Source organism: Labedaea rhizosphaerae, from assembly GCF_004362825.1.
Taxonomy (GTDB): Bacteria; Actinomycetota; Actinomycetes; order Mycobacteriales; family Pseudonocardiaceae; genus Labedaea; species Labedaea rhizosphaerae.
Genome location: NZ_SNXZ01000004.1, coordinates 750,460 through 770,598, shown reverse-complemented (window position 1 = coordinate 770,598; position 20,139 = coordinate 750,460). Strand labels below are relative to the sequence as shown.

The following is a 20,139-nucleotide window of genomic DNA, read 5'->3' as shown; positions in this document are numbered from 1 at the left end:
TCACAACCGGCACCCTCTACGACGAGGCGACCGCCTGGTCGCATCACGCCGAGAACGTTGCGGCTTGACATTTCAGCTCCTGGGATGTCTCTCAGGCGCCGGTCGCGGCCAGGCGGTGGATGGGACGTGGGTAGCCGGGCTTGAACGACACCGGCGCGGTCGGCGAGCTGTGCGCGCCGGTCGCGGCGTCCGCGGCGGCGACGGCGTCGGTCACGGCGGCGTCCAGCTCCGCCGGTTCGCACGCGACGCGGGCGTTGACCACGGCACGGGCGGTGGCCGCCGGTGCCGCGGTCCGGTCGACCGTGGGCTCGTCGCCGGCGCTGACCAGGCTGAGCTTGGCGAACTCGTCGCCGTGCTCGATGGTGACCTTGGCGTGGCCGACCACGGCGTCGTGCTCGGCGGTCCACCGCGACAGCGCGGTCAGCAAGGCGCTGCCCCACGCCGTGAGGTCGATCGGCTTGTCGGCCGTGATCTCCAGGTCCTGGTTCATCCACGCCAGCTGCGCCTCGGCGTTGGCGTAGCGGTCGTAGTCCACCTGCAGGTCGACGCCGCTGTTGCCCGACGGGCCGGCCCAGGCGTCCAGCAGCGCGTCGACCTGGTCGCCGGCCTTCGCGCTGTAGCCGACGACGAGCGCGTTCGGGTAGTCCGCGCGCAGCTGGGTCATCACCTCGTCGGCGAGGTCGGCCTTGATGGTGTCGAGCTTGTTCACCGCGATCACGTCGGCTTCGATCAGCTGCTGGCGGTAGAGGTAGGACAGGTCCGACTCGGGCTCGCCGCGCCGCAACGCGCGGTCGAATGCCCGGTACCGCAACGGGTCGATGACCGTCGTGAGTGGACTGACGACGACCTCGTCGCCGTAGTAGGTCCGCAGTGGACGCACGACCGTGGCCTGCAGGTCGGTGCAGCTGCCGACGGCTTCGGCAAGCACGGTGTCGATGCCGGACTCCGATGAGTCCACCAAGGCCTTGATGGTGGTGACGAGGTCCTCGAACTTGCAGCAGAAGCAGCCGCCGGTCACCTCCGCGACGCTGTCCAGGGCGCTGCGCACCATGGCGGTGTCGACGAGCTCGGTGCCCTGGTCGTTGGTGATCACGGCGACGCGTTTCCCCTGCGCCTGCAAAGCTTGTGCGGCGGCGATCATCGTGGTGGTCTTGCCCGCACCGAGGAAACCGGTCAGCGGCACGAAAGTGATCACGAGCTCCTCCAGTGGGTTGCGGTTCAGCCCTGTGTCGATCAGCCCTGGGAACAACAGGCCCCCGACGCCGGGATCACCGGCAGCTGGGTGCGGGCGGGTGCGGGTGCGTCGCCGAACGCGACGTGGCGGCTCGCGCCGAACGCGTCGAGCCAGGCGGCAGCTCGAGGCCGCAGGTCCTGGTCGGCGAGCACCATGGACGTGGTGACCGGGCGCGGGGTGCAGCCGCGCAACACCTTCGCCTGGTGCGCGCCCGCCCCGAACTCGACGGTGCGCAGGCCTTCGGCGTAGGCGTCGCGGACCGGGGCGTCGAGCACGAGCGCGAAGTAGATGCCGCTGCGCTCGCCGATCGCGGCGTAGTCGAAACCGGCCCACTTCGGGAACAGCCGGTAGTGCTTGCGGATCGCCACGCACGTGGCGACCAGCTCGCCGTCCTTGGTGCCGAGGTAGGCGCGGACGTCGGCGCCCGCGTCGAGCAGCGCCGAGAGCACGGTCGCGATGTGCCCGGGTTCCTCACCGGCACCGTTCTTCTCCCGGTTCAGGCACGTCAGCTCGGCGATCCGCGTGACGTACGGGCGGATCGCGCCACCGTCCACACGGGAGATGACGACCCCGGCCGCCTCGGCGCGGCGCACGTCGCTCTTGATCCGCTGGCGCTTCTTCAACGGCAACGCGGCCAGGTGCCCGTCCCACGAATCGGCGTCCAGGCGCAGGAAGTCCTCATAACCCCAGAAGGTGCTGTGCCCGCCGGCCGCATCCAGGGCCTGGGGCAGGGCTTCGTTGCCGCTGCGCCCGGAGATCCACGGCGCCACAACGCACTTGATGCCCGCCTCGAACGCGGCCGGCACCAGCGCGGACACCATCTGCCCCAGCAGCGTCGGCGTCCAGAAGTTGTAGGCGACCTCGGTGCGGTACCCGAGCGGGGAACCCAGCAGCAGCGCGGGGAAGAACGGCTCGGTGCCCAGCGCGTCGATCTCGTCGCTGACGCAGCTGTCGGTCTGCGCGCCGCAACACACCTCCTCGCCCGACGGGGCCTGCCAGCCCAGGTAGGTGCGGGGTTCGTGGTCGACCACGGGCGGGCTGCCGATGACGTAGCCGGGCAGCAGCGCCAGTTCGTCGCGGGCACGCGTCGCGACCGTGTGCCAGGGCTGCAGGTCGGTCAGCGCCTTCTCGCTCGCCGCGAGCCACGTCGGCCCGAGGTAGGGCCACGCGTCGGTCAGGTCGGCCAGCTCGCCGGCCCAGTCCATGCCCGGCAGCTCCTGGCCGGTGGCGACCACGACCCGGGGTGCTCCACCCATTTCGCCTGTCCCTTCAGCACTTCACGCAGCAGCGGACCTTGCCGACGTCCTCGGCGTCGGCCCGGCGTTGCACCCACAGCTCCTCCACCCGCGGGTCGGGGTGGGTCCACTCCACCCACAACCCGCGGTCCTTCGTGGCGACGTCCTCCATCCACGGCGATGCCAGCAGCGGCGATCCCTTGAACAGCAGCAACCTCGTCTGCAACGCGGTCGGATCGGTGACCCGCGCGAGACCGGTCTCGATCAGGAAGTCCTCGAAGGTCAGCAGTTCGTCGTACTCGATCCACGGGGTGAACGGGATGAACGTCGGGTACAGCACGAACCCGATCCGCTCGGCCTCGGCGACCGCGGCGCGCATGTCGTCGACGGTGATGTGCTTGTCGAAGATGCGCAGGATCCGGTTCGACGGGAACTCCAAGGCGGAGGTGACCTTGGTCAGTCCCAGCTCGACCAGTTCGGTCAACTCCTTGCCGTAGCTCAGGACGTGGTCCACCCGGGTGGTGAACTCGAAGGTGATCGGGCCGACCTCGTCGACCAGCCGGCGCACGACCTTCGCGCCGATGGTGCGGGAGTTGAAGAACTCCGCGTCGATGAAGCAGAAGTGCCGCACGCCTTCGTCGGCCAGTTGCAGGCAGTCGGCCAGCACGGTGTCCGCGTCGTAGGCCGCGACCCCGCCGTCGTAGGCGCCGTACACCGAGCAGTAGGTGCACTTGTGGTGGCAGCCGCGGGTCGCCTCCACGTTGCCCATCAGGCCGTACGGGGTGTGGTGCGCCGGGTAGTGCACCATCGAGGGGAACAATTCCCTTGCGGGCACAGGGACTTTGATCCGCCGGTGGGGCGGTCTCGGTCGCATGCCGTGCCGGGTGATGGCGGCCGGCACCTCGGATGCGGCGCGGGTCCTGCGTGCCACGTCGGCCAGTTCGGCGGCGACGAGCTCCGGTTCCTCCATCAGCACCGCGTCGACGGTCTCCAGGAACCGGCGGTGGTTCATCTGCGCGTACTGACCGAACGCCACCAGCGTCGTGCCGTAGGCGGCCGAAAGCCGTTCGGCGAGGGCGAGTCCGCGCTCGACGCCTTCGAACTGCTGCACCGACAACAGCACGAGGTCGAACGGTCCGTCCGGCATCGCGTCGGGGAACGCGTGAGCGTCCCAACCGGTCACGTCGGCACCCTGATCGCGCAGCGCGGCGGCCGCGCACGCACACGTCAACGGTTGGAGTTCCGCCTCGAAAGCCGAGACGACGAGCGCACGGGCATCGGACATTGCGTCCCCCAAGTTGAATTGGACTGGACCGCGCAGCGGTCACCCTGACACGCTTCAGCGATACATGTCAATGGACCGATAAACGCTGGTGGTCAACGGTTTCCCGGTCCACCCGCAGTTCACCCGAACGGCCGATAGCGCCTGCGTCCGTGGTCGGATTGATTCCTCTGTATCGGTTGACTTCGATAGAAGGCGCTCATCGACTAGCATCGATGGAGCCGTCACTGGGGAAGGAGAGCCATGGCCTCGGCGCCCGGTGTGCTGTTCGTCTGCGTGCACAACGCGGGCCGCTCCCAGATGGCGGCGGCGTTCCTGCGCGCGCACGGCGGTGACCGCGTGGTGGTGCGCTCCGCGGGTTCGGCGCCCGCCGACGTCGTGAACCCGGCGGTGGTCGAGGTGATGCGCGAGCGCGGCCTCGACTTGACCGGTGAAGTACCCAAGAAGCTCACCGAGGACGCGGTGCGCGAGGCCGATGTGGTGATCACGATGGGGTGCGGCGACGCATGCCCGGTGTTTCCGGAGACCCGCTACATCGACTGGAAGCTCGATGACCCCGCGGGCAAGGGCCCGGACGAGATCCGGCCGATCCGTGACGAGATCGAACGGCGCGTGCGCGCGCTCGTCGACGAACTGACCGCGACCCCGGTCTGAGAACCCCTGGAGGCTCTGCGTGCCGACATCCCTCGCGACCCGCGCCCTCGGCCCCGCCGGGCCGGCCCGGACGCTGGTCCAAGCCCAGCTGATCACCGCGCTGGGCAACGGGTTGTTCCTCAGTTCGTTCGCGCTCTACACCATCCGGGTCGTGGGGTTGTCCCCGGCGCAACTGGGCCTCGTGCTCAGCGTGGCCGCGGTCGCGGCGCTGTTCGCCGGCGTGCCGTTCGGGCACCTCGCCGACCAGTACGGCGCCCGCGGCGTCACCGCCGGTCTGCACGTGCTGGCCGGGCTGCTGACGCTGGTGGTGCTGCTGCCGCGCTCGTTCTGGCTCTTCCTGGTCGCGGTGTGCGTCTACATGGTCATCTACCGCGGCAGCAACGCGGCCAAGGCCGGGCTGACGGTCACCGTCCTCAAGGGCGACGTGCTCGTCGTCGCGCGCGCTCGCATCCAGGCGGTGAACAACTTCGGCCTGTCCGTCGGTGCCGCGATCGGCGCCGTCGTGTTGACGCTGAACACGCCGACCGCCTTCATCAGCGGGATGATCTTCAACGCCGCCAGCTTCATCGGGTGCGGGCTGATGATGACCCGGCTGCCCGCCGTGCCGCGCACGACCCCGCGCGCGGCGGGGGAGCCGAGGCTGCGCGTGCTGCGTGACTACCCGTACGCGACGGTCGCGTTCATCAACGCGATCATGCTGGCGCACTCGCCGTTGCTGGAGGTCATCCTCCCGCTGTGGGTGGTCCTGCACACCGACGCGCCCCGCGGTCTCGTCGCGATCCTCGTCGTGGTCAACACCGTCGCCGTCGTGCTGATGCAGGTCCGGGTGACCAAGGGCGTCGACACGCTGGCCCGCGCGGTGCGCGCGTTCCGGATCTCCGGGCTGATCCTCGGCGCCGCCTGCATCGCCTACGCCGCGTCGTCGGCCAACGGCGTCCTGGTCGCGATCCTGCTGCTGGTGGTGGCCACCCTGCTGCACGTGTACGGCGAGATGATCCACTCCGCGGGTTCGTGGGTCGTCGCGTTCGAGCTCGCGCCCGCCGAGCGGCAGGGCCAGTACCAGGGCCTGTTCAGCACCGGCCTGTCGATGATCCAGATCATCGGTCCCGCGCTGCTGACGTTGCTGCTGATCAACGGAGGCGTGATCGGCTGGGGCGTCCTGGCCGCCGTGTTCATCCTCGCCGGCCTGGCGATGGGACCGGCCGCGCGCTGGGCCGAACGAACCCGGCCCACCGCGACGGCGACGCCGGAACCCGAGGCTCGTCCGGACGCCAAGGCGCCGGCCGAGGCGACCATCGCCGAAGAGCCCGCATGAAGATCAAGGAGTACCTGGGTTTCCGGGTCGCCAAGTGTGACGTCGACGAGGCGCTGACCGGCGCTTGGCGCGACCGGGCCGGCGAGATCGACATCGTGCGCGTGTCGGCGCCGCCGGTCACGGCGTGGCCGCGGCTTCGGCGAGCCGGGTTCGTGTGCAAACCCAAGTTGATCCGCTGGTACGCGGAGGTCGACGGCTACCGTGAGCGGTTGTCGCGCAAGGACCGGTGGAACCTGCGCAACGCCGAACGCCTGGCCGAGCAAGCCGGTCTGCGCGGCGAGGTCGTGTCCCCGATCGACGCCGCGTTCATGGACGAGTTCCTCGAGCTGTACAAGGAACGCATCGCCGAGATGCGCCGCGGCCTCGACGTCGCCGGCGGCATCCGCGACTCCGTGATCGCCGACGACAGCTACCGCGCCGTCGTCGCCCGCCACCCGGACGGCAGCCTCGCGGGCGCGGTGATCGGGCGCCCCTTCGCAGGCGATGGTGCGTTCCGGGTCAACGTCTCCGCGGTCACCCCGCACTGGCGCAAGGCCAGTCTCACCCGGACGCTCTACGCCCGCGCCGCCGAGCTCGCGCGTGAGCACGGGTTGCCGCGCGTGTCCGCCGGCACCGATCCCAACGTCTTCGGGCTGATCGCCGAGCCGGGGCTCTACAGCTTCAAGTCCCGCCTCGGGTTCCGGCCCACCGCGCCCGAAGAGCTCCTGCCCGACGAGGCCGAACACGAAGCCGACCTCGTGCTGCGGCTGGACCAGCTCAGCGACCCGGCCCTGATCGTCGGCTACGCCGAGTCCGGCGACGGCTTGGTGCTGCACGTCTTCAGCCACGACCCGGACCTCGACCTCCGCCACTACACGGCCGGCCTCGCGCACGCGCCCGTGCTGCACCACCTGCCTCAGGAAGCGAGCTCGTCGTGCCGGGCCGGGTAGTGGAACGCGCTGGTGGTGCGGGCGCCCGCGGCCATCCGGCGGATCACCGGGTCCGGCGAGTCGGCGGGTACGGCACGCACGTGCAGCCCGGCGTACCCGGCCGGGGTCAGGAACACGCCCCAGACCGGCGACCACGGGACCACGACACCGGTGGCCGGGTCGACCACGGGTTCGGGATCGGGGAGCACGCGTTCCTGCACGATCCACGCGTCACGCACGCCGTCGGCCAGGCACCGCGCCCAGGTGGCGTCGTCGGTCTGCCAGCCGATCACCAGGCCGCGGCCGCCGTGCCCGAAGGATGGCTTGAGCAGCAACGACTCCCGCTCCGCACGGCAGTGCTCCAGCAGCCCGACCGGCTCACCCCCGACCGTCGTCTCGGTGTCGGCGAGCCGCCTTGTCCAGGGCAGCACGTCGTCGACCAGCCGGGCCTCGGCGCCGGTCAGCGCTTCGCGGACCGCGTCGTCGGCCAGCAGGGCAAGGGCGCCCTTGTTGTTGACCCGCTGGTTCTCCAGCCCGGTCCACAACACGACACGACCCTCTTCATGGGCCCGCAGGATGGTTTCGCCCGCGCTGCCCGGCCCCGACGCCGCGATCAGCTCGGCGTCGCTGAGGAACCGCACGATCACGTCGACGCGCTCGCCGCCGAGTTCCAGCCGGCCACCGCGGTCCCGCACGGCCGAGATCTCGCCGGTCACCGCGCGCAACCCGAACCCGGCCAGCACCTCCGCATAGGACTCCAGGTGTCCTTGGTGGCCGGGCCATTCGCCGTCCGGGCACACGAAAGCGACGGTCGGGTCGCCCGCCGCGGCCGCGGCCCGCAGGGCGTCGGCCAGCATGCGCCCGCTGTCGGTGAAGCCCAGCCCGTGCGCTTCGGCGAACGCCCGGAACGCCGGGACCCGCAGCAACGCCGGCGGGATGTGCGCCGAGTCGATGCCGCCGACCGCGCTGCACACGTTCAACTCCAGCAACCGGAACCGGCCGCCCACCCGGTAGGCATCCGCGCGACCGAACAACGTCGGCGCCCGGTCGGCGAACCGGTGCACCTGCCGGGCCCGGTCCGCGTCCATGCCCGCGGCCTTGCAGTAGCGCTCGAGGTCGCCGTCGAACACCCGGCGCGGCAACTCGACCAGCAAGTCGAACAAGGCGCGCAACCCGTCGGCGAAGTCCGTGACCGCGGCCCGCGGCACGAACAGCGGCCGGGGGAGCAAGCCCTCTTCCCGGAACTCCCGGAAGACCGGCGGCAAGTACCCGGCCGCCGTGGCCATGGCGTGCAGCAACTCCGTGTCACCCGCGGCGCAGCGGCGCGTGAAGTCCTCGGTGGCGTTCATCGCCGCCAGTATCGCCTTGTCCCGCAACGAAAGCCAAGCCCCAATCGCTCCTAGGAGGACCGGCATGACCGAGAAAACCCTTCCCCTCCTCCAGGTGTCGCCGAAGGCGCCGGAGCCGCTGGGCCCGCCGGCGCGTTCGTTGCGGGTGGCCCTGGTGAACATGCCCTGGGCCCGGGTGGACGCCCCATCCATCCAATGTGGACTGCTCGCGTCCATCGTGCGCAACGCCGGGCACCACTGCACCGTGCACTACCTCAACGTCGAACTCGCCGCGGTGGTGGGACCCAAGACCTACAACGGCATCGCCGACGCGGGCGGGGAGCGGCTGCACCAGTTCGGCGAATGGCTGTTCTCCTACGCGGCGTTCGGCGAACTGCGCCCCGACAGCGAGTACCACGCCGAGTTCCCCGACGTGGAAGAGATCTGGCGCGACGTCACCGGCGAGGGCATCGACACCATCAGCACCCTGCGCCGGGAAACCCTGCCACGCTGGCTGGCCGAATGGGCCGACGCGGTCGACTGGTCGGGCTACGACATCATCGGGTTCTCGTCCACGTTCCTGCAGAACACCGCCTCCCTGGCGCTCGGCCGCATCCTCAAGGACAAGTTCCCGGAAGTCGCCCTGCTCTACGGCGGCGCGAACTTCGACGGCGAGATGGGCGCCGAGTACCTGCGCAAGCTGCCGTGGATCGACCACGTCGTGACCGGCGAAGGCGACCACGCGTTGCCCGCGCTGCTGCACCGCCTCGCCGCGGGTGAACCGCTGACCGGCGTCCCCGGCGTCTGGACCCGCGGCGCGACCGGACCGGCCACCGAGTCCACCCGCACCCAGGACCTCGACACCCTGCCCGTGCCCGACTACACCGAGTACTTCGCGGCCATCGAACGCCATGGCGCGCAAGCCGTCGTCGGCGACGAACCGGTCAAACTGCTGGTCGAGTTCGCCCGCGGCTGCTGGTGGGGTCAGAAGCACCACTGCACCTTCTGCGGCCTCAACGCCCTCGGCATGGGTTTCCGGCCCAAGACCGGCGAACGCGCCATGCACGAGCTGGAGCAGATGCTGCGCGCGCACCCCGTCACCCACGTCGAGGCCGTGGACAACATCCTCGACATGAAGCACCTGTCCACATTGTGCGCTTCGCTCGCGGAAAAGCATTGGGACGTCAGCACATTCTACGAGGTCAAGGCCAACCTCACCCGTGAGCAGCTGGCCGTGCTCGCCGCCGCAGGCATCAACCGCATCCAGCCCGGCATCGAGAGCCTGAGCACCCACGTGCTCAACCTGATGCGCAAGGGCTCCACGAAACTGATCAACGTCCGGCTGCTCAAATGGGCCCGCTACCACGACATCAAGCCGGAGTGGAACATCCTCAGCGGTTTCCCCGGCGAGACCGACGCCGACTACGCCGAGCAGGCCGCGCTCGTACCGCTGCTGTACCACCTGCGTCCCCCGGACTGCGGCGGCATCCTCTGGCTCGAGCGGTTCAGCCCCTACTTCACCGACGAGACGTTCGGCATCACCAACGTCCGGCCCCGCGCGTGCTACCGATTCGTCTACCCCGAAACCCTCGACCACAGCAAGATCGCCTACTACTTCGACTACGAGGCACCAGGAATCGCTTCCCAACCGGCCCGCAAGAGCCTCTACGCCGCCGTGGGCGAATGGCGCCGCAAATGGCGTGAGGAAGTGCCGCCCAGCCTCACCTACCGCCGCCTGCCCACCAGTCTCACGATCACCGACCGCCGCCTCGACACGGAAAGCACAACCACTTACACGGGATGGCAAGCCGACGTCTACGAAGCCTGCGGCGACACCGCCCGCGCCGCCAAACGCCTCCACCAGGACATCCTCGACCAAGGCCACAACCTCACCCTCGACGACGTAACGGCATTCCTGGACGACTGCTGCGCCAACGGCATGATGCTCACCGAGGACGACAAGTATCTGGCCCTGGCGATCCCGGAGAACCGGCACTGGTGAGCTGACGGCGGTTGGCGAGGTCGGGTTTGCGATAGGGCCTGTCAGGTCCACAAGTCGGATCGGCGTTCGCAACGTCACTCGCGCGCTGCGAAGCCTTGACCAGGCCTTGGGCTCGCGCCCCGGTCAGCTAGGGCCCAGGCCGTCAGGCGTGGGGTGGCGAGGCCGGTGAGGGCGAAGAGCAGACCGAGGCCGAGCCAGCCGAGCAGGCCGCCGCCGATGACCGTGGTCGTCAGCAGGAGCGGGGCGATGCTCTCGCCGAGACCGACGCCGACGTGCCACACGCCCTGGTACTCGCCGTGGGCGTGCGGTGCGGCGAGGGCGAAGCTCAGGCCGAACGAACTGCCGGCCTGCAGCAGTTCGCCGAAGGTGTGGATCACCACGGCGGCGGCGAGCAGGATGGCCGCCGTGATCGGGCCGCGGTACGCCGCGAGTGCGAAAAGTATTGTGGCGCAGGCGAACCACACGCCCGCCCACCGCATCGCCGTGGCTGCTTTGCCAGGCTCGTCCAGTCCGCTGCTGACCCGCATCTGCAACAGAACACAAAGGACGGTGTTGATCGCGAAGAGGGGAGCGACGACCCACGGCGGTGCGTTGGTGGCGGTGACGACCCACAGCGGCAGCGCGACGGTGAGCACCGCGTAGTTGATGGTCATCACGCCGTTGAGGGCGGCGAGAACGATGTACCGGGCGTCACGCGCGGCGCGCCAGCGCGGTCCGCGCGCGTGCGTGGGGTGCGGTTCGGTCTCGGGGAGCAGGGCGCACAGGGCCGCGGCGACGACGAAGCTGAGGGCGTCGGCGGCGAGCATGACGAGGTAACCGGCGCGGGAGTCGATGCCGAGCACGACTCCGGCGGCCAGCGTGCCCAGCGAGATGCCCAGGTTGGTGACCGATCGCATCGTGGCTCGAGCCTTGGTCGCGCCTGCGGTGTCGAACAGGCCGGCGAGCAGGGCGCCGCGGGCGGCGTTGCCGCCGGCCAGCCCGATCGCGGCAGCCATCGCGACCACGAGGAACAGCGCGAAGGAATGCACCAGCGCGTAGGCGGCCGTGGCCGCGCCTTCCAGCAGCAGCATGGTGATCGCGACGCGGCGCGGCCCGATGGCGTCGGCCCACACACCGAGCGGGATGCCCGCGAAGACGCCGGCCAAGCCCGCCAAGGTCAAGCCGAGACCGACCTGCACGGCGGGCAGGCCCGCGGACCGGTTGAGGAACAGCACGCCGGCGGCGAGCCAGAGCCCGTTGCCGACCGCGCTGATGCCCATGGCCACGAGTAACAGGCGAAGTGCTCGTGACAAGCCGACCCCCGTAATAGTCAGTGATGAGCTCTGACTATTACGCTAACGACTGGCCGGTAAGCTGCACAAGTGGACTACGAGGCTTACGCCGAGGGTGCGGTCGAGCTGGTCAACCTGGACCTGGACTCGGTTGCCACCGTCCAGGCGCTGGTGCGGCGGCGCGGCTGGGAGCGGCTGCAGGCGCGCCCCCGTGACCTGGCGGAGCTGCGGAAGGCCCAGGACCGGCTCGCGGTGGTCGTGGACCGCTCGGCCGCGGGCGACGCGGCCGCCGTGGTCCGAGAGGTCAACGCACTGCTCCTCGCACACCCGATCCGCCCCCAAGTCGCCGGGCATGACGCCCGGAACTGGCACCTGCACGTGCACGACGGCGGCACGGTGGCGGAAACCCTCATCGGCGAGGCGATCTTCGGGCTGGCGTTCCTGATCACCGAACTGGGCGCCGACCGGCTCGGCCGGTGCGAGGCACCCGGCTGCGACCGCGCCTACCTCGACACGTCGTCCAACCGGTCCCGCCGCTACTGTGGCACCCGGTGCGCCACCCGCGTCAACGTCGCGGCGCACCGCCGTCGTCAAGCAGCGCAGTCCAAGCCGTAGCAGACCAGCGGTTTCGCGGTGACCTTCACTGTTTTCAGTCCGCGCCGGCCTGCCTTCTCGTGCCGCTGGCGGGGCGGCCCTGTCGTGGACCGAGAGAATGCCGGGTTCGCTGAGGTGCGTGATCAGGCGATGTCGGAACGCGACAAGTCGATCGGCGCTTTCGTGCCACGCCGGTCCAACGCAGCTTTCCCGGTAGATTCGGGTTAGCACGGTGTGCTCCACGGCGATTCAGTCGGGCATGCTCGCGAGAGCCGCGGTTCGCAAGCGCGGCGTTACGCGACCGGTTATCGGCCGACGGGGTTTCTGGTACATCGACGACTACATCAAGCGCTTCGGAAGGAACCATGAGCCTGTTCGACTGGCGAGCCGAGATCGTCAAAGGCGTCATCGTGCATCAGCGACTCGCCGAACTGGACACTGCCGGCTTGTGGAGCTACCACCTTCCCGAACTTGCCGCGAGCGAGGACGAGATCGAGGCAACGGAGAGCGCTCTTGGCCACCGGTTGGACCCGCAGTTTCGTGAGTTTCTGCGGTACGCCAACGGTTGGCGTTCCTTTTATCAGGATGTCGACATCTTCGGGACAAGGGCCTTGCTGGGCGAGGGCGCGATGGGCAGCGTCAGGGAGATGCTTGCTGCGGTCGACCCGGAATTGTTCTTCGAGGATGTCGGCTTGGCGATTGATGACATCCTGCCCGTCGCCGCCAGCGACAAGCAGACGGACATCTTTTTGATGAGTACGCAGGAATCGCAGGAACGGGGTGTCGTCATTTGGTTTGCCGGATATACAATCGACCGATTCGACAGCTTCAATGAGTTCTACCTGTCCATGCTCGACTACAATCGTCGGCAGATATTCAAGTTCGAGGGCCGTGAATAAGTCAACCGTCGATTTCTCGCACACGGTTAGCGGACGCCGTGACTTTCAGGTTTCGTGTTGGCAGGGCTGTGCCGTCCGGCATTCGCGCGATGGCTCCACCAGACGTGGTAGTCGCGATCAAGGGCACGACCCGCGGTCGGTGTACTGCGGGTAGTCGGCGGGCTCATCGGCGCGATCCGGATGAAGGTGATGACTGACGCCGTCAAACCGCAGAGGGCTACCGACCGGGTCGCCGTCGGAGTCCTACTGGTGCCGGCGACGCTGGTTGGGCTGGACCGTCGTCGGGGGTCGCACCCGGTTGATCAGGGCATGGCGAGCATTCAGCACTCGTAGCTCGTGGTCACCGAGTACTGGGTGGTTGTGCCGGTCCGGGAGGTGAAGAAGTCTGGGCACCAGCCGTAGTAGTAGCGCCCGACCGGGCTGCCGGTGTGCGATGAATTGGTGTAGTAGAGCGTGACGAACTCGTGGTTCATCCGCCCGTCGTTGGTAGTGGCCGACGCGGCAGGTAGCCCACCGGCCAACGACAGAACACTGGCGGCCAGCACAACGACAACGCGGCGCATCGCGCCTCCTTCGATCGGCGTACCAGGATCTTCCCGGAATCGGCTCCCGCTGAACATCCGCCGGTCAGGCCGCACCCGAACGGACGACCCGGGCCGTGAAGGGCCTCATGGCAGCGATTGCGGGCCGGTCCGAAGGAATTTTCGAGAGGAGGCTCCGAGACGTGGCTGCGGAAGAGATCGAGTGGGGTGGACAGCGCGAGGGTGCGACCGATGCTGAACTCGCCTTCGCGACGACGCTGAATGAGCTGCTTCCTGGTTTGGATTACTGGCTGTACGCAGATGACGATGGCACTCCGTGGCTTCTTGTCTCCTTGGACATCATCGACGACAACGCCGTGCTCGACACCCTGCGCTTGGACTTTGATGAGCGTGGCATTCGCGGTGGGTGGAGCCCGGCCTGCCTCAACTGGGACAGTGAGATGCGGGCGGAGGCGGCCGGGATCGATGTATCGGGACCCGATGGCCTCGTCCGCCAGACGATCGATTCGCCCGTCGAGGATCTCGCCAGGCGTGCCGCGGAGTGGTTCATCGCACCCAAGAACGGACGATGAGTTACTGCTCGGCGCTGTCAGCGAGCCCGTGCTCTCGCACGGAGTGGCGGTTGATGCTCAGGTTCTCCGGCAACTGCTAAGACTTCGCCAAAGATCGATCTGGTGCTGCGGTGGTTTCCCACGAGCCGAGAAGGGTTTTCAGCTCGGCGGCGTGGGTGAGCGGGAGCAGGTGGTTGGCGCCGTCGAGGGTTGCGACGTGGGCGTCGGGTCTGGTGGCGGCGAGGCGCGCGATCATCCGGTGGGTCGCCTGTGGACTTGCGCCGCCTTGGACGAAGAGGGTCGGTGCGGTGATCGACGCCAGGTCGACGGGCGTCCAGCCGTTGACGGCCGGCATCTCGTTGGTGAAGAAGAAGCCGGCATCGCGCTCGGCTTGGGCGAGCCCGTCCGGGCCGAGTGCGTCGATGAGCACCGCGCGGTAGCCGGGGCCGCAGACGGCGGACATGAAGGCGTCGAACGCGGCGGGGAGGTCGCCGCTTCCCATGGCGTGCATGGCTTTGCCGATCGCGGGCCCGATCGCGGCCCGCACCTCGGCGAGGTCGGCCGGATCGACCAGCGCGTCGATCAGCGGCGGTTCGCAGAGCACGAGCCGGGACACGAGCTCCGGTCTGTCCTGCGCGAGCTGCAGCGCGATCGCCGAGCTGGACGAGTGACCGACGACGGTGGCGGGGCCGGCCCCCAGCAGCTCGAGCAGGGCGGCGGCATGCGCCGCGTGCCCGGCCATGTCGACGATGCCGGACGGCACGACGCCACCGGCGTAGCCGGCGCGCGCCATCCGGATCACCCGGCCGTCGAGGCGGTCCGCCAACGGCTTGAACCAGGCTTCGAAGACACCGGCGTGCAGGAGCAGGGTGACGTCGCCGTCCCCGGTGTCCGTCCAGCCGATGGTGGCGCCATTGATCATCGTGGTGTTCATGGGGCTTCCTTCACTCGGAGTAGAGCCTGATCTCGATGCCGTCGGGGTCGTGCAGACCGACCAGGACGGAGCCGCCGTTGTGGCCGGTCACGACGCCGCCGTGCGGCTCGCCCAGCTCATCCAGGGCCGTCTTCCATGCCTGGACGCCCTCGCGGGTCGGGACCAGCAGAGCCAGGGCGTCGAAACCGGACATCGCCTCGGCGCGAGCGGGGTCGTGGCGCAACGCGAGCTGGGGAGCGCAGCCCGCGTGGCGCAGGGCAACGCCGCGGACCTCGCCCTCCTCGACGAACTCGATCACCACCTCGAAGCCGAGCACGCGCTGGTACCAGGCCCGGCTGCGCGCGACATCGCTCACGGGCAGCTTCGCGTGGTGGATGCCGCCGATCTCCATCGGCCCTCATTTCGTTGTAGTTGAACTCTAGAGTTAGAATGCAACCGATGACCGAGAACGTCAAGCCCAGAGCTGCCCGTACGCGGGCGACCCGCCTGCGCATCGTGCGCGCCGCGACGGAGTTGTTCGTGGCCAACGGCTACGCGGCCACGACCCTCGAGGAGATCGCACGCCGCGCCGAGGTGGCGGTGCAGACCGTGTACTTCCACTTCGGCAACAAGCGGACCGTGCTCAAAGAGGCGGTGGACGTAGCCGCGGTCGGCGACGACGAGCCGGTTCCCGTGCTCGCCCGTCCCGACGCCGAGCGGGCCCGTGCCGAGCAGGACCCCCGGCGCGCGATCGAGCTGTGGACGGAGTTCGGTCGCGAAATCCTGACCCGGGTCGGCCCGATCATGAACGTCGTGCGGGACGCCGCGGCCGTGGACCCGGACATGGCCGCGCAGTGGGCCGAGAACAACGCGCAGAACGCGTCGGCCTTCCGCGTTCTCGCCACGCAGTTGGACGCGATGTCCGCGTTGCGCGTGCCGGTCGATGAGGCCGTGGACATCCTGTGTGCGTTGTCGGGGTTGGACATGTACCTGTTGCTGAGAAGTCGTGGCTGGAGCCCGCAGCGCTGGGAGCGGTTCGTCGTCGACTCGCTCGCCCACGCCCTGCTCACGACCGACCCGGCGACGCCTGACTGACGCACGGCGCCGCGCTCGCCGACCGGGAGTGTCGGCGAGCACGGCGTCCGTGTTCAGTTCCGCCGCTCGGGCGGCACGTACTCGAAGGTCGGGCCCGCGGTCGTCGTCCCGTCGCCGGTGGGCATCTGCATCAGGGCCAGCGCCTGCTTGCGCAGCCCGAACATCGTGCCGACAGCGTCCTTCATCTGGCCCGGGCCGCCGTTGAAGGCTTGTTCCAGCTGGTAGAGCAGCAGGCAGTAGGTCTGGTTGAACTCCTCCTGAGCGACCCGGATCGGGCTGCCTTCCGGGTGGTCGGCGGTCCGCGGGTTGGGCCGCATCGGCAGCACGCCGTCGAGGTCGACGGTGATCTCCTCGCCGGTCGGGCCGGACTGTGGCGTGTCGCCGGTTCGGTAGCGGCGGCCGAGCTGGAGCTCCTGGAAGCGGTAGTAGTGCGCCACCTCTTCGCGTTCGGGGTGGAAGACGTCGCGGTCGCCGTCCCAGACGGCGGTGCGTGCGGCCCCTTCGCCCTGTTCGACGATTTCCGCCAGCGCTGCGAACGCGGACTTCAGGTCGTGGACCGGCAGCACCTCGCCACCCCCGCTCCGGAGGTGGAACTCGCCGATCTGCCGGGCCGGATCACCGCTGAACACCTGCTCCTCGCCCAGCTTGTCGCACAGGGTCTGCAAGCCGGCTTCAATGGCGGCGTAGAACTGCCCGATCGTCCGGTATTCCTCGGCTTGCGGCGGGTCGTCCGCTGACGCGGGCTGCTCGATGCGCAGGAACAGCTCGAGCGCTTCGGGACCGAACGGGGCCAGGTGGACGTGCACGGACCGGTCGCCGTGCGGCAGCGGGTGCGGGTACGGCGGCAGCAGCTCCGGCGTGTCGAGCTTGGGTGCGCCGCCGACGGCGTTGAGCAGGTTCGCGGCCAGCGCCAGGTGGATCATCTCCTCGGCGAGGACCGTACCCACGACGTGGGCGGCCTCGGGATTGCGTTCCGCGTCCAACGAGTACAGCGCGCACAGGTAAGGCGGAATCGTCGCGTGCTCGAGCTCGATGGCCCACTGCAGGTGGCGACGGAGGTCGTCGATCGTGTCGATGGCGTGAACGCCACTGGTGTCCATTCGTACCTCGGTTCGTCGGATCGGTGTCACCAGCCAGGACAGGACGCCACCCCGGCTTGTGACAGAAGGACCGCCGGACTTCCTGTCACAAACGGCGGGGCTGTCCGGTCCTGGCTGACGAGCGACGTTCCCGGAGCGACCGGGACGCGGGACGGAAGGCAACCTCATGAAGATCGTCGTCATCGGCGGCAGCGGACTGATCGGCTCCAAGCTCGTCCGGAAACTGGCCGCGCACGGCCACGACGCGGTTCCCGCGTCACCCGACTCGGGCGTGAACACGCTCACCGGCGAAGGGCTGGCCGAGGTGCTGGACGGCGCCCAGGTCGTCGTCGACGTCTCGAACTCGCCCTCGTTCGCCGACGATGCCGTCCTGGACTTCTTCCGCACCTCCACCGGGAACCTGCTCGCCGCGGAGGCGGAGACCGGGGTGGGACACCACGTGGCGTTGTCGGTCGTCGGCACCGAACGGCTCGCCGAAAGCGGCTACTTCCGCGCGAAGATCGCGCAGGAGAAGCTCATCAAGGATTCCGGACAGCCGTACTCGATCGTGCACGCCACGCAGTTCTTCGAGTTCGTGGGCAGCATCGCCCAGGAAGCGACCGAAGGGAACACCGTGCGCCTGTCCGACGCCCGCATCCAGCCGATGGCGGCCGAGGACGTGGCCGCCGCGGTAGGCAGGGTCGCCGTCGGCGCACCGCTGAACGGCACCGTCGAGGTGGCCGGTCCCGAGCAGTTCGGTCTCGACGAGCTGATCCGCACCGGGCTGGCCTTCCGCGCCGACCCCCGCGAGGTCGTCACCGACTCGGAAGCGCGCTACTTCGGTGCCCTGCTGGACAAGGACATGCTCCTGCCCGGACCGGACGCGCAACTGTCCGCCACCCGGTTCGCCGACTGGCTCCCGCTGAACCCGCCGCCGGCGCGGTGACCACGACACCGGATCGTCGGGACCGGCGGGGGCGCGCCAGGTGTCCACTGTCGGCGAGCTCGTCGAATGCGCCGCGGCGGAGCCCGGCCTCGTAGAGTGGCGGGGGTCGGGCGGCACTCGCGAGACGACGATGGGGCGTGCGGTGGCGGATTCCGGGGTGAGCGCCGAACTCGGCAGCGCGGGTGATCTCACGGCGGCCACGGCTGTCTTCACGCAGCTGCGGCTGCGGCTGTTCGGGATCGCCTACCGCATGCTCAGCAGCGCCACCGAGGCCGAGGACCTGGTGCAGGAGGTCTGGCTGCGATGGCAGACCTATGACCGTGCCACCGTGGCCAACCCGGAGGCGTTCCTGGCGACCACCATCACCAGGCTGGCCATCAACGTCCTGCAGTCGGCGCGCAACCGGCGCGAGACCTACATCGGGCCGTGGCTGCCCGAACCTGTCGACACCAGCGCGGACCCGTACCTGGGAGCCGAGCGCGGCGAGGCTCTGGAGTTCGCGGCCCTGGTGCTGATGGAGAAGCTCAACCCCAACGAACGCGCGGCCTACGTGCTGCGGGAGGCCTTCGACTACAGCTACGCCCAGATCGCCGACATCCTGTCGTCGACCGAACCCGCGGTCCGCCAAATGGTCAGCCGGGCCCGCAAGCACATCGCGAGCGAGCGGCGCACGCCGGTGACCGCGGCCGAGCAGCGGGAGCTGCTGACCACGTTCATCGCCGCCGCCCGGTCCGGCGACCTGACCGCACTGGAGCGGCTCTTCACGCCGGACGTGACCAGCGTGTCCGACGGCAATGGCCGGGCGCGCGTCGCCCGCACGCCGGTCGTGGGCGTGGCGCGGGTGGTGAAGTTCCTGCAGGCGATCGCCACCTGGTTCTGGGACGACATCGAGGTGCGGTGGACCAGCACCAACGGCCGGACTTCGGCCGTGCTGAGCCAGAACGGCGCCGTGTACGGCCTGCTCACCGTCAGCGCCACCACCGAAGGCATCGACCAGGTGCTGTGGCTGGTCAACCCCGACAAGAACAAGGCGGTGTCCGTCGCGGGCTGAGCCGGCCGCCGCGTCACGGACCGCGAGAGAACGGGGGGCACCGTGCGCGCGAATCGGCATGAGCAGGTCGTTCGCCGGTTCGCGGAAGCTTGCCGGCGCAGAGACGTCACCGCGCTCACCGCCGTCCTGGACGTCGACGCCGTCGCCACGTGTGATGGCGGCGGCATGGTGCCCGGTCCGAACGGGACGGTGCGCGGGGCGAATGAGGTCGTCCGGCTGGTCATGGCGTTGCCGGCCGGGCGAGCGGGTGTCGAGCTGACCGTCGAGTCCGTCAACGGCCGCGCCGGGCTGGCCCTGCACCGCGCCTCCCGCGCCGTCGCGGTCGTCGGTGCCGAGACGGCCGGGTCCAAGGTCACCGCGCTCTGGATCGTGCTCAACCCGGCCAAGCTGGGCGGCTGGCACCGCAGGTGACCAGGCCCGCACGGCGTCGGCCGTGCGGGCCCGGTCTCCTCAACCCGCCAGCCACTCCCGGTAGGTGGTCTTCGCGATCACGGCCCCGTCCCCGGCGATGAGGGCATCGCCGGAAACCGCGGCGAACAGGCCGGCACCGTTGTCGGTGACGACGGGGCGCTGGTCACCCTGGGCGGCGAGGGTGATCCGGCCCAGCTCGTCGAGCGTGAACACCTCCGGTCCGGCGATGTTCCGGGTGCCCCGCAGCGGGGCGCCGGTGCTGACCTCGGCCACCGCCTGGGCCACGTCGTCCGCCGCGATCGGCTGGATGCGCGTCGCGGGCAGGCGAACGCCGCTCTCGTCGGCGGTCCACGACATCGTCGGGGCCATGAACTCGAAGAACTGCGTCGCGCGGACGATCGAGTACGGCACGGGCCCGGCCTTGAGGATGTCCTCCTGCAGCACCTTGGCCCGGTAGTAGACCAAGTCCGGTACCAGGTCGGCGCCCACGATCGACAGGATGACCGCGTGGCCGACGCCGGCCGCGTCGGCGGCCGACAGCAGGTTGTCCATGGTCTTGCGGAAGAACGCGGGCGAGGCCTCGTCGAACGTCGGCGAGTTCGTCAGGTTGACCACGACCTCGGCGCCGGTCAGCGCCTCGGCCAAGCCCTGCCCGCTGAGCAGGTCCAGCCCGGTGGACGGCGAGTGCGGGACCGCTTCGTGCCCGTCCTTGGTCAAGATCGTGACCACTCGGGAGCCGATGAGCCCGGTCCCGCCGATGACGGCGATCTTCATTTCCTCGACCATCCTTTCTCGATGACGTTGGTGCACCCGCTAAGACCGGACAGCC

21 protein-coding genes are annotated in these 20,139 nt (G+C 69.4%); 11 read left to right on the top strand and 10 right to left on the bottom strand.

Going from position 1 to position 20,139, the window contains the following annotated elements; genetic code table 11:
* Positions 1–91: 91 nt before the first annotated feature.
* The 3 genes from EV186_RS26625 to arsL are packed head-to-tail and all read right to left on the bottom strand — an operon-like array spanning position 92 to position 3,754.
* The gene (locus tag EV186_RS26625; protein ID WP_208115788.1) at positions 92–1,195 is read right to left on the bottom strand and encodes a GTP-binding protein; all 1,104 of its coding nucleotides are present in this window, start codon (positions 1,193–1,195) and stop codon (positions 92–94) included.
* A 38-nt stretch (positions 1,196–1,233) separates the two neighbouring features.
* Complete coding sequence (locus EV186_RS26620) at positions 1,234–2,490, bottom strand: GNAT family N-acetyltransferase (RefSeq protein ID WP_133852106.1); 1,257 nt, start codon at positions 2,488–2,490, stop codon at positions 1,234–1,236.
* A gap of 13 nt (positions 2,491–2,503) precedes the next feature.
* On the bottom strand, positions 2,504–3,754 hold the full coding sequence (gene arsL / locus EV186_RS26615; RefSeq protein ID WP_133852105.1) for an arsinothricin biosynthesis radical SAM protein ArsL: 1,251 nt from the start codon (positions 3,752–3,754) through the stop codon (positions 2,504–2,506).
* 240 nt (positions 3,755–3,994) lie between these two features.
* On the opposite strand from arsL, the gene EV186_RS26610 reads away from it, so the two are divergent.
* From EV186_RS26610 to EV186_RS26600, 3 genes are read left to right on the top strand one after another with little or no spacing between them, the layout of a single operon-like run.
* The gene (locus tag EV186_RS26610; RefSeq protein WP_133852104.1) at positions 3,995–4,405 is read left to right on the top strand and encodes an arsenate reductase ArsC; all 411 of its coding nucleotides are present in this window, start codon (positions 3,995–3,997) and stop codon (positions 4,403–4,405) included.
* A 19-nt stretch (positions 4,406–4,424) separates the two neighbouring features.
* Entirely contained in the window at positions 4,425–5,720 is a 1,296-nt protein-coding gene (locus EV186_RS26605; protein WP_133852103.1) for an MFS transporter, read from the top strand.
* Positions 5,717–6,649 (top strand): GNAT family protein, encoded by a 933-nt coding sequence (locus tag EV186_RS26600; RefSeq protein WP_133852102.1) that lies wholly within the window; start codon positions 5,717–5,719, stop codon positions 6,647–6,649. The genes EV186_RS26605 and EV186_RS26600 overlap by 4 nt, the downstream gene beginning before the upstream one ends.
* Here the strand turns inward: EV186_RS26600 and EV186_RS26595 are convergent.
* A complete protein-coding gene (locus EV186_RS26595; RefSeq protein ID WP_133852101.1) occupies positions 6,616–7,977 on the bottom strand; it encodes a hypothetical protein in 1,362 nt (453 codons plus the stop codon). The genes EV186_RS26600 and EV186_RS26595 overlap by 34 nt on opposite strands.
* Positions 7,978–8,041: 64 nt before the next feature.
* Here EV186_RS26595 and EV186_RS26590 point away from each other — a divergent pair, with 64 nt between their 5' ends.
* Positions 8,042–9,958: a RiPP maturation radical SAM C-methyltransferase gene (locus tag EV186_RS26590; RefSeq protein WP_166659335.1), complete on the top strand. Its 1,917-nt coding sequence runs from the start codon at positions 8,042–8,044 to the stop codon at positions 9,956–9,958.
* 74 nt (positions 9,959–10,032) lie between these two features.
* Here EV186_RS26590 and EV186_RS26585 read toward each other — a convergent pair whose 3' ends face one another.
* Positions 10,033–11,217: an MFS transporter gene (locus EV186_RS26585; RefSeq protein ID WP_243754299.1), complete on the bottom strand. Its 1,185-nt coding sequence runs from the start codon at positions 11,215–11,217 to the stop codon at positions 10,033–10,035.
* 102 nt (positions 11,218–11,319) lie between these two features.
* Here EV186_RS26585 and EV186_RS26580 point away from each other — a divergent pair, with 102 nt between their 5' ends.
* Both EV186_RS26580 and EV186_RS26575 read left to right on the top strand, forming a co-directional pair.
* On the top strand, positions 11,320–11,844 hold the full coding sequence (locus EV186_RS26580; protein WP_133852098.1) for a CGNR zinc finger domain-containing protein: 525 nt from the start codon (positions 11,320–11,322) through the stop codon (positions 11,842–11,844).
* Between the two features lie 344 nt (positions 11,845–12,188).
* Positions 12,189–12,722 carry an SMI1/KNR4 family protein gene (locus tag EV186_RS26575; RefSeq protein WP_133852097.1) on the top strand — a complete coding sequence of 178 codons (534 nt, stop codon included), beginning with the start codon at positions 12,189–12,191 and terminating at the stop codon, positions 12,720–12,722.
* A gap of 320 nt (positions 12,723–13,042) precedes the next feature.
* Here the strand turns inward: EV186_RS26575 and EV186_RS26570 are convergent, their stop codons facing one another.
* Positions 13,043–13,285 (bottom strand): hypothetical protein, encoded by a 243-nt coding sequence (locus EV186_RS26570; protein WP_133852096.1) that lies wholly within the window; start codon positions 13,283–13,285, stop codon positions 13,043–13,045.
* Between the two features lie 161 nt (positions 13,286–13,446).
* On the opposite strand from EV186_RS26570, the gene EV186_RS26565 reads away from it, so the two are divergent.
* Positions 13,447–13,836 (top strand): hypothetical protein, encoded by a 390-nt coding sequence (locus EV186_RS26565; RefSeq protein WP_208115787.1) that lies wholly within the window; start codon positions 13,447–13,449, stop codon positions 13,834–13,836.
* Positions 13,837–13,912: 76 nt separating this feature from the next.
* On the opposite strand, the gene EV186_RS26560 is transcribed toward EV186_RS26565, so the two are convergent.
* A complete protein-coding gene (locus EV186_RS26560; protein WP_208115786.1) occupies positions 13,913–14,749 on the bottom strand; it encodes an alpha/beta fold hydrolase in 837 nt (278 codons plus the stop codon).
* A gap of 10 nt (positions 14,750–14,759) precedes the next feature.
* Positions 14,760–15,140 carry a VOC family protein gene (locus EV186_RS26555; protein ID WP_133852095.1) on the bottom strand — a complete coding sequence of 127 codons (381 nt, stop codon included), beginning with the start codon at positions 15,138–15,140 and terminating at the stop codon, positions 14,760–14,762.
* A gap of 47 nt (positions 15,141–15,187) precedes the next feature.
* On the opposite strand from EV186_RS26555, the gene EV186_RS26550 reads away from it, so the two are divergent.
* Entirely contained in the window at positions 15,188–15,823 is a 636-nt protein-coding gene (locus EV186_RS26550) for a TetR/AcrR family transcriptional regulator (protein ID WP_208115785.1), read from the top strand.
* A gap of 53 nt (positions 15,824–15,876) precedes the next feature.
* On the opposite strand, the gene EV186_RS26545 is transcribed toward EV186_RS26550, so the two are convergent.
* On the bottom strand, positions 15,877–16,923 hold the full coding sequence (locus EV186_RS26545) for a ferritin-like domain-containing protein (protein ID WP_133852093.1): 1,047 nt from the start codon (positions 16,921–16,923) through the stop codon (positions 15,877–15,879).
* A 166-nt stretch (positions 16,924–17,089) separates the two neighbouring features.
* Between EV186_RS26545 and EV186_RS26540 the strand changes: the two genes are divergently transcribed.
* The 3 genes from EV186_RS26540 (at position 17,090) to EV186_RS26530 (ending at position 19,310) form a co-directional block, all read left to right on the top strand.
* The gene (locus EV186_RS26540) at positions 17,090–17,848 is read left to right on the top strand and encodes an SDR family oxidoreductase (protein ID WP_133852092.1); all 759 of its coding nucleotides are present in this window, start codon (positions 17,090–17,092) and stop codon (positions 17,846–17,848) included.
* A gap of 157 nt (positions 17,849–18,005) precedes the next feature.
* Positions 18,006–18,899, top strand: a complete 894-nt coding sequence (locus EV186_RS26535; RefSeq protein ID WP_243754286.1) for an RNA polymerase sigma-70 factor — start codon at positions 18,006–18,008, stop codon at positions 18,897–18,899.
* A 42-nt stretch (positions 18,900–18,941) separates the two neighbouring features.
* Positions 18,942–19,310, top strand: a complete 369-nt coding sequence (locus tag EV186_RS26530; RefSeq protein WP_133852091.1) for a sigma-70 family RNA polymerase sigma factor family protein — start codon at positions 18,942–18,944, stop codon at positions 19,308–19,310.
* A 39-nt stretch (positions 19,311–19,349) separates the two neighbouring features.
* Here the strand turns inward: EV186_RS26530 and EV186_RS26525 are convergent, their stop codons facing one another.
* Positions 19,350–20,084: an SDR family oxidoreductase gene (locus tag EV186_RS26525; protein ID WP_133852192.1), complete on the bottom strand. Its 735-nt coding sequence runs from the start codon at positions 20,082–20,084 to the stop codon at positions 19,350–19,352.
* Positions 20,085–20,139: the final 55 nt, after the last annotated feature.

Bases quoted from the DNA above. Each gene is read 5' to 3' on its own strand.
- EV186_RS26595 (WP_133852101.1), bottom strand. From the start codon at position 7,977: ATGAACGCCACCGAGGACTTCACGCGCCGCTGCGCCGCGGGTGACACG.
- EV186_RS26620 (WP_133852106.1), bottom strand. From the start codon at position 2,490: ATGGGTGGAGCACCCCGGGTCGTGGTCGCCACCGGCCAGGAGCTGCCG.
- EV186_RS26610 (WP_133852104.1), top strand. From the start codon at position 3,995: ATGGCCTCGGCGCCCGGTGTGCTGTTCGTCTGCGTGCACAACGCGGGC.
- EV186_RS26560 (WP_208115786.1), bottom strand. From the start codon at position 14,749: ATGAACACCACGATGATCAATGGCGCCACCATCGGCTGGACGGACACC.
- EV186_RS26555 (WP_133852095.1), bottom strand. From the start codon at position 15,140: ATGGAGATCGGCGGCATCCACCACGCGAAGCTGCCCGTGAGCGATGTC.
- EV186_RS26545 (WP_133852093.1), bottom strand. From the start codon at position 16,923: ATGGACACCAGTGGCGTTCACGCCATCGACACGATCGACGACCTCCGT.
- EV186_RS26600 (WP_133852102.1), top strand. From the start codon at position 5,717: ATGAAGATCAAGGAGTACCTGGGTTTCCGGGTCGCCAAGTGTGACGTC.
- EV186_RS26575 (WP_133852097.1), top strand. From the start codon at position 12,189: ATGAGCCTGTTCGACTGGCGAGCCGAGATCGTCAAAGGCGTCATCGTG.
- EV186_RS26550 (WP_208115785.1), top strand. From the start codon at position 15,188: ATGACCGAGAACGTCAAGCCCAGAGCTGCCCGTACGCGGGCGACCCGC.
- EV186_RS26570 (WP_133852096.1), bottom strand. From the start codon at position 13,285: ATGCGCCGCGTTGTCGTTGTGCTGGCCGCCAGTGTTCTGTCGTTGGCC.
- EV186_RS26525 (WP_133852192.1), bottom strand. From the start codon at position 20,084: ATGAAGATCGCCGTCATCGGCGGGACCGGGCTCATCGGCTCCCGAGTG.
- EV186_RS26540 (WP_133852092.1), top strand. From the start codon at position 17,090: ATGAAGATCGTCGTCATCGGCGGCAGCGGACTGATCGGCTCCAAGCTC.
- EV186_RS26590 (WP_166659335.1), top strand. From the start codon at position 8,042: ATGACCGAGAAAACCCTTCCCCTCCTCCAGGTGTCGCCGAAGGCGCCG.
- EV186_RS26585 (WP_243754299.1), bottom strand. From the start codon at position 11,217: ATGGGCATCAGCGCGGTCGGCAACGGGCTCTGGCTCGCCGCCGGCGTG.
- arsL (WP_133852105.1), bottom strand. From the start codon at position 3,754: ATGTCCGATGCCCGTGCGCTCGTCGTCTCGGCTTTCGAGGCGGAACTC.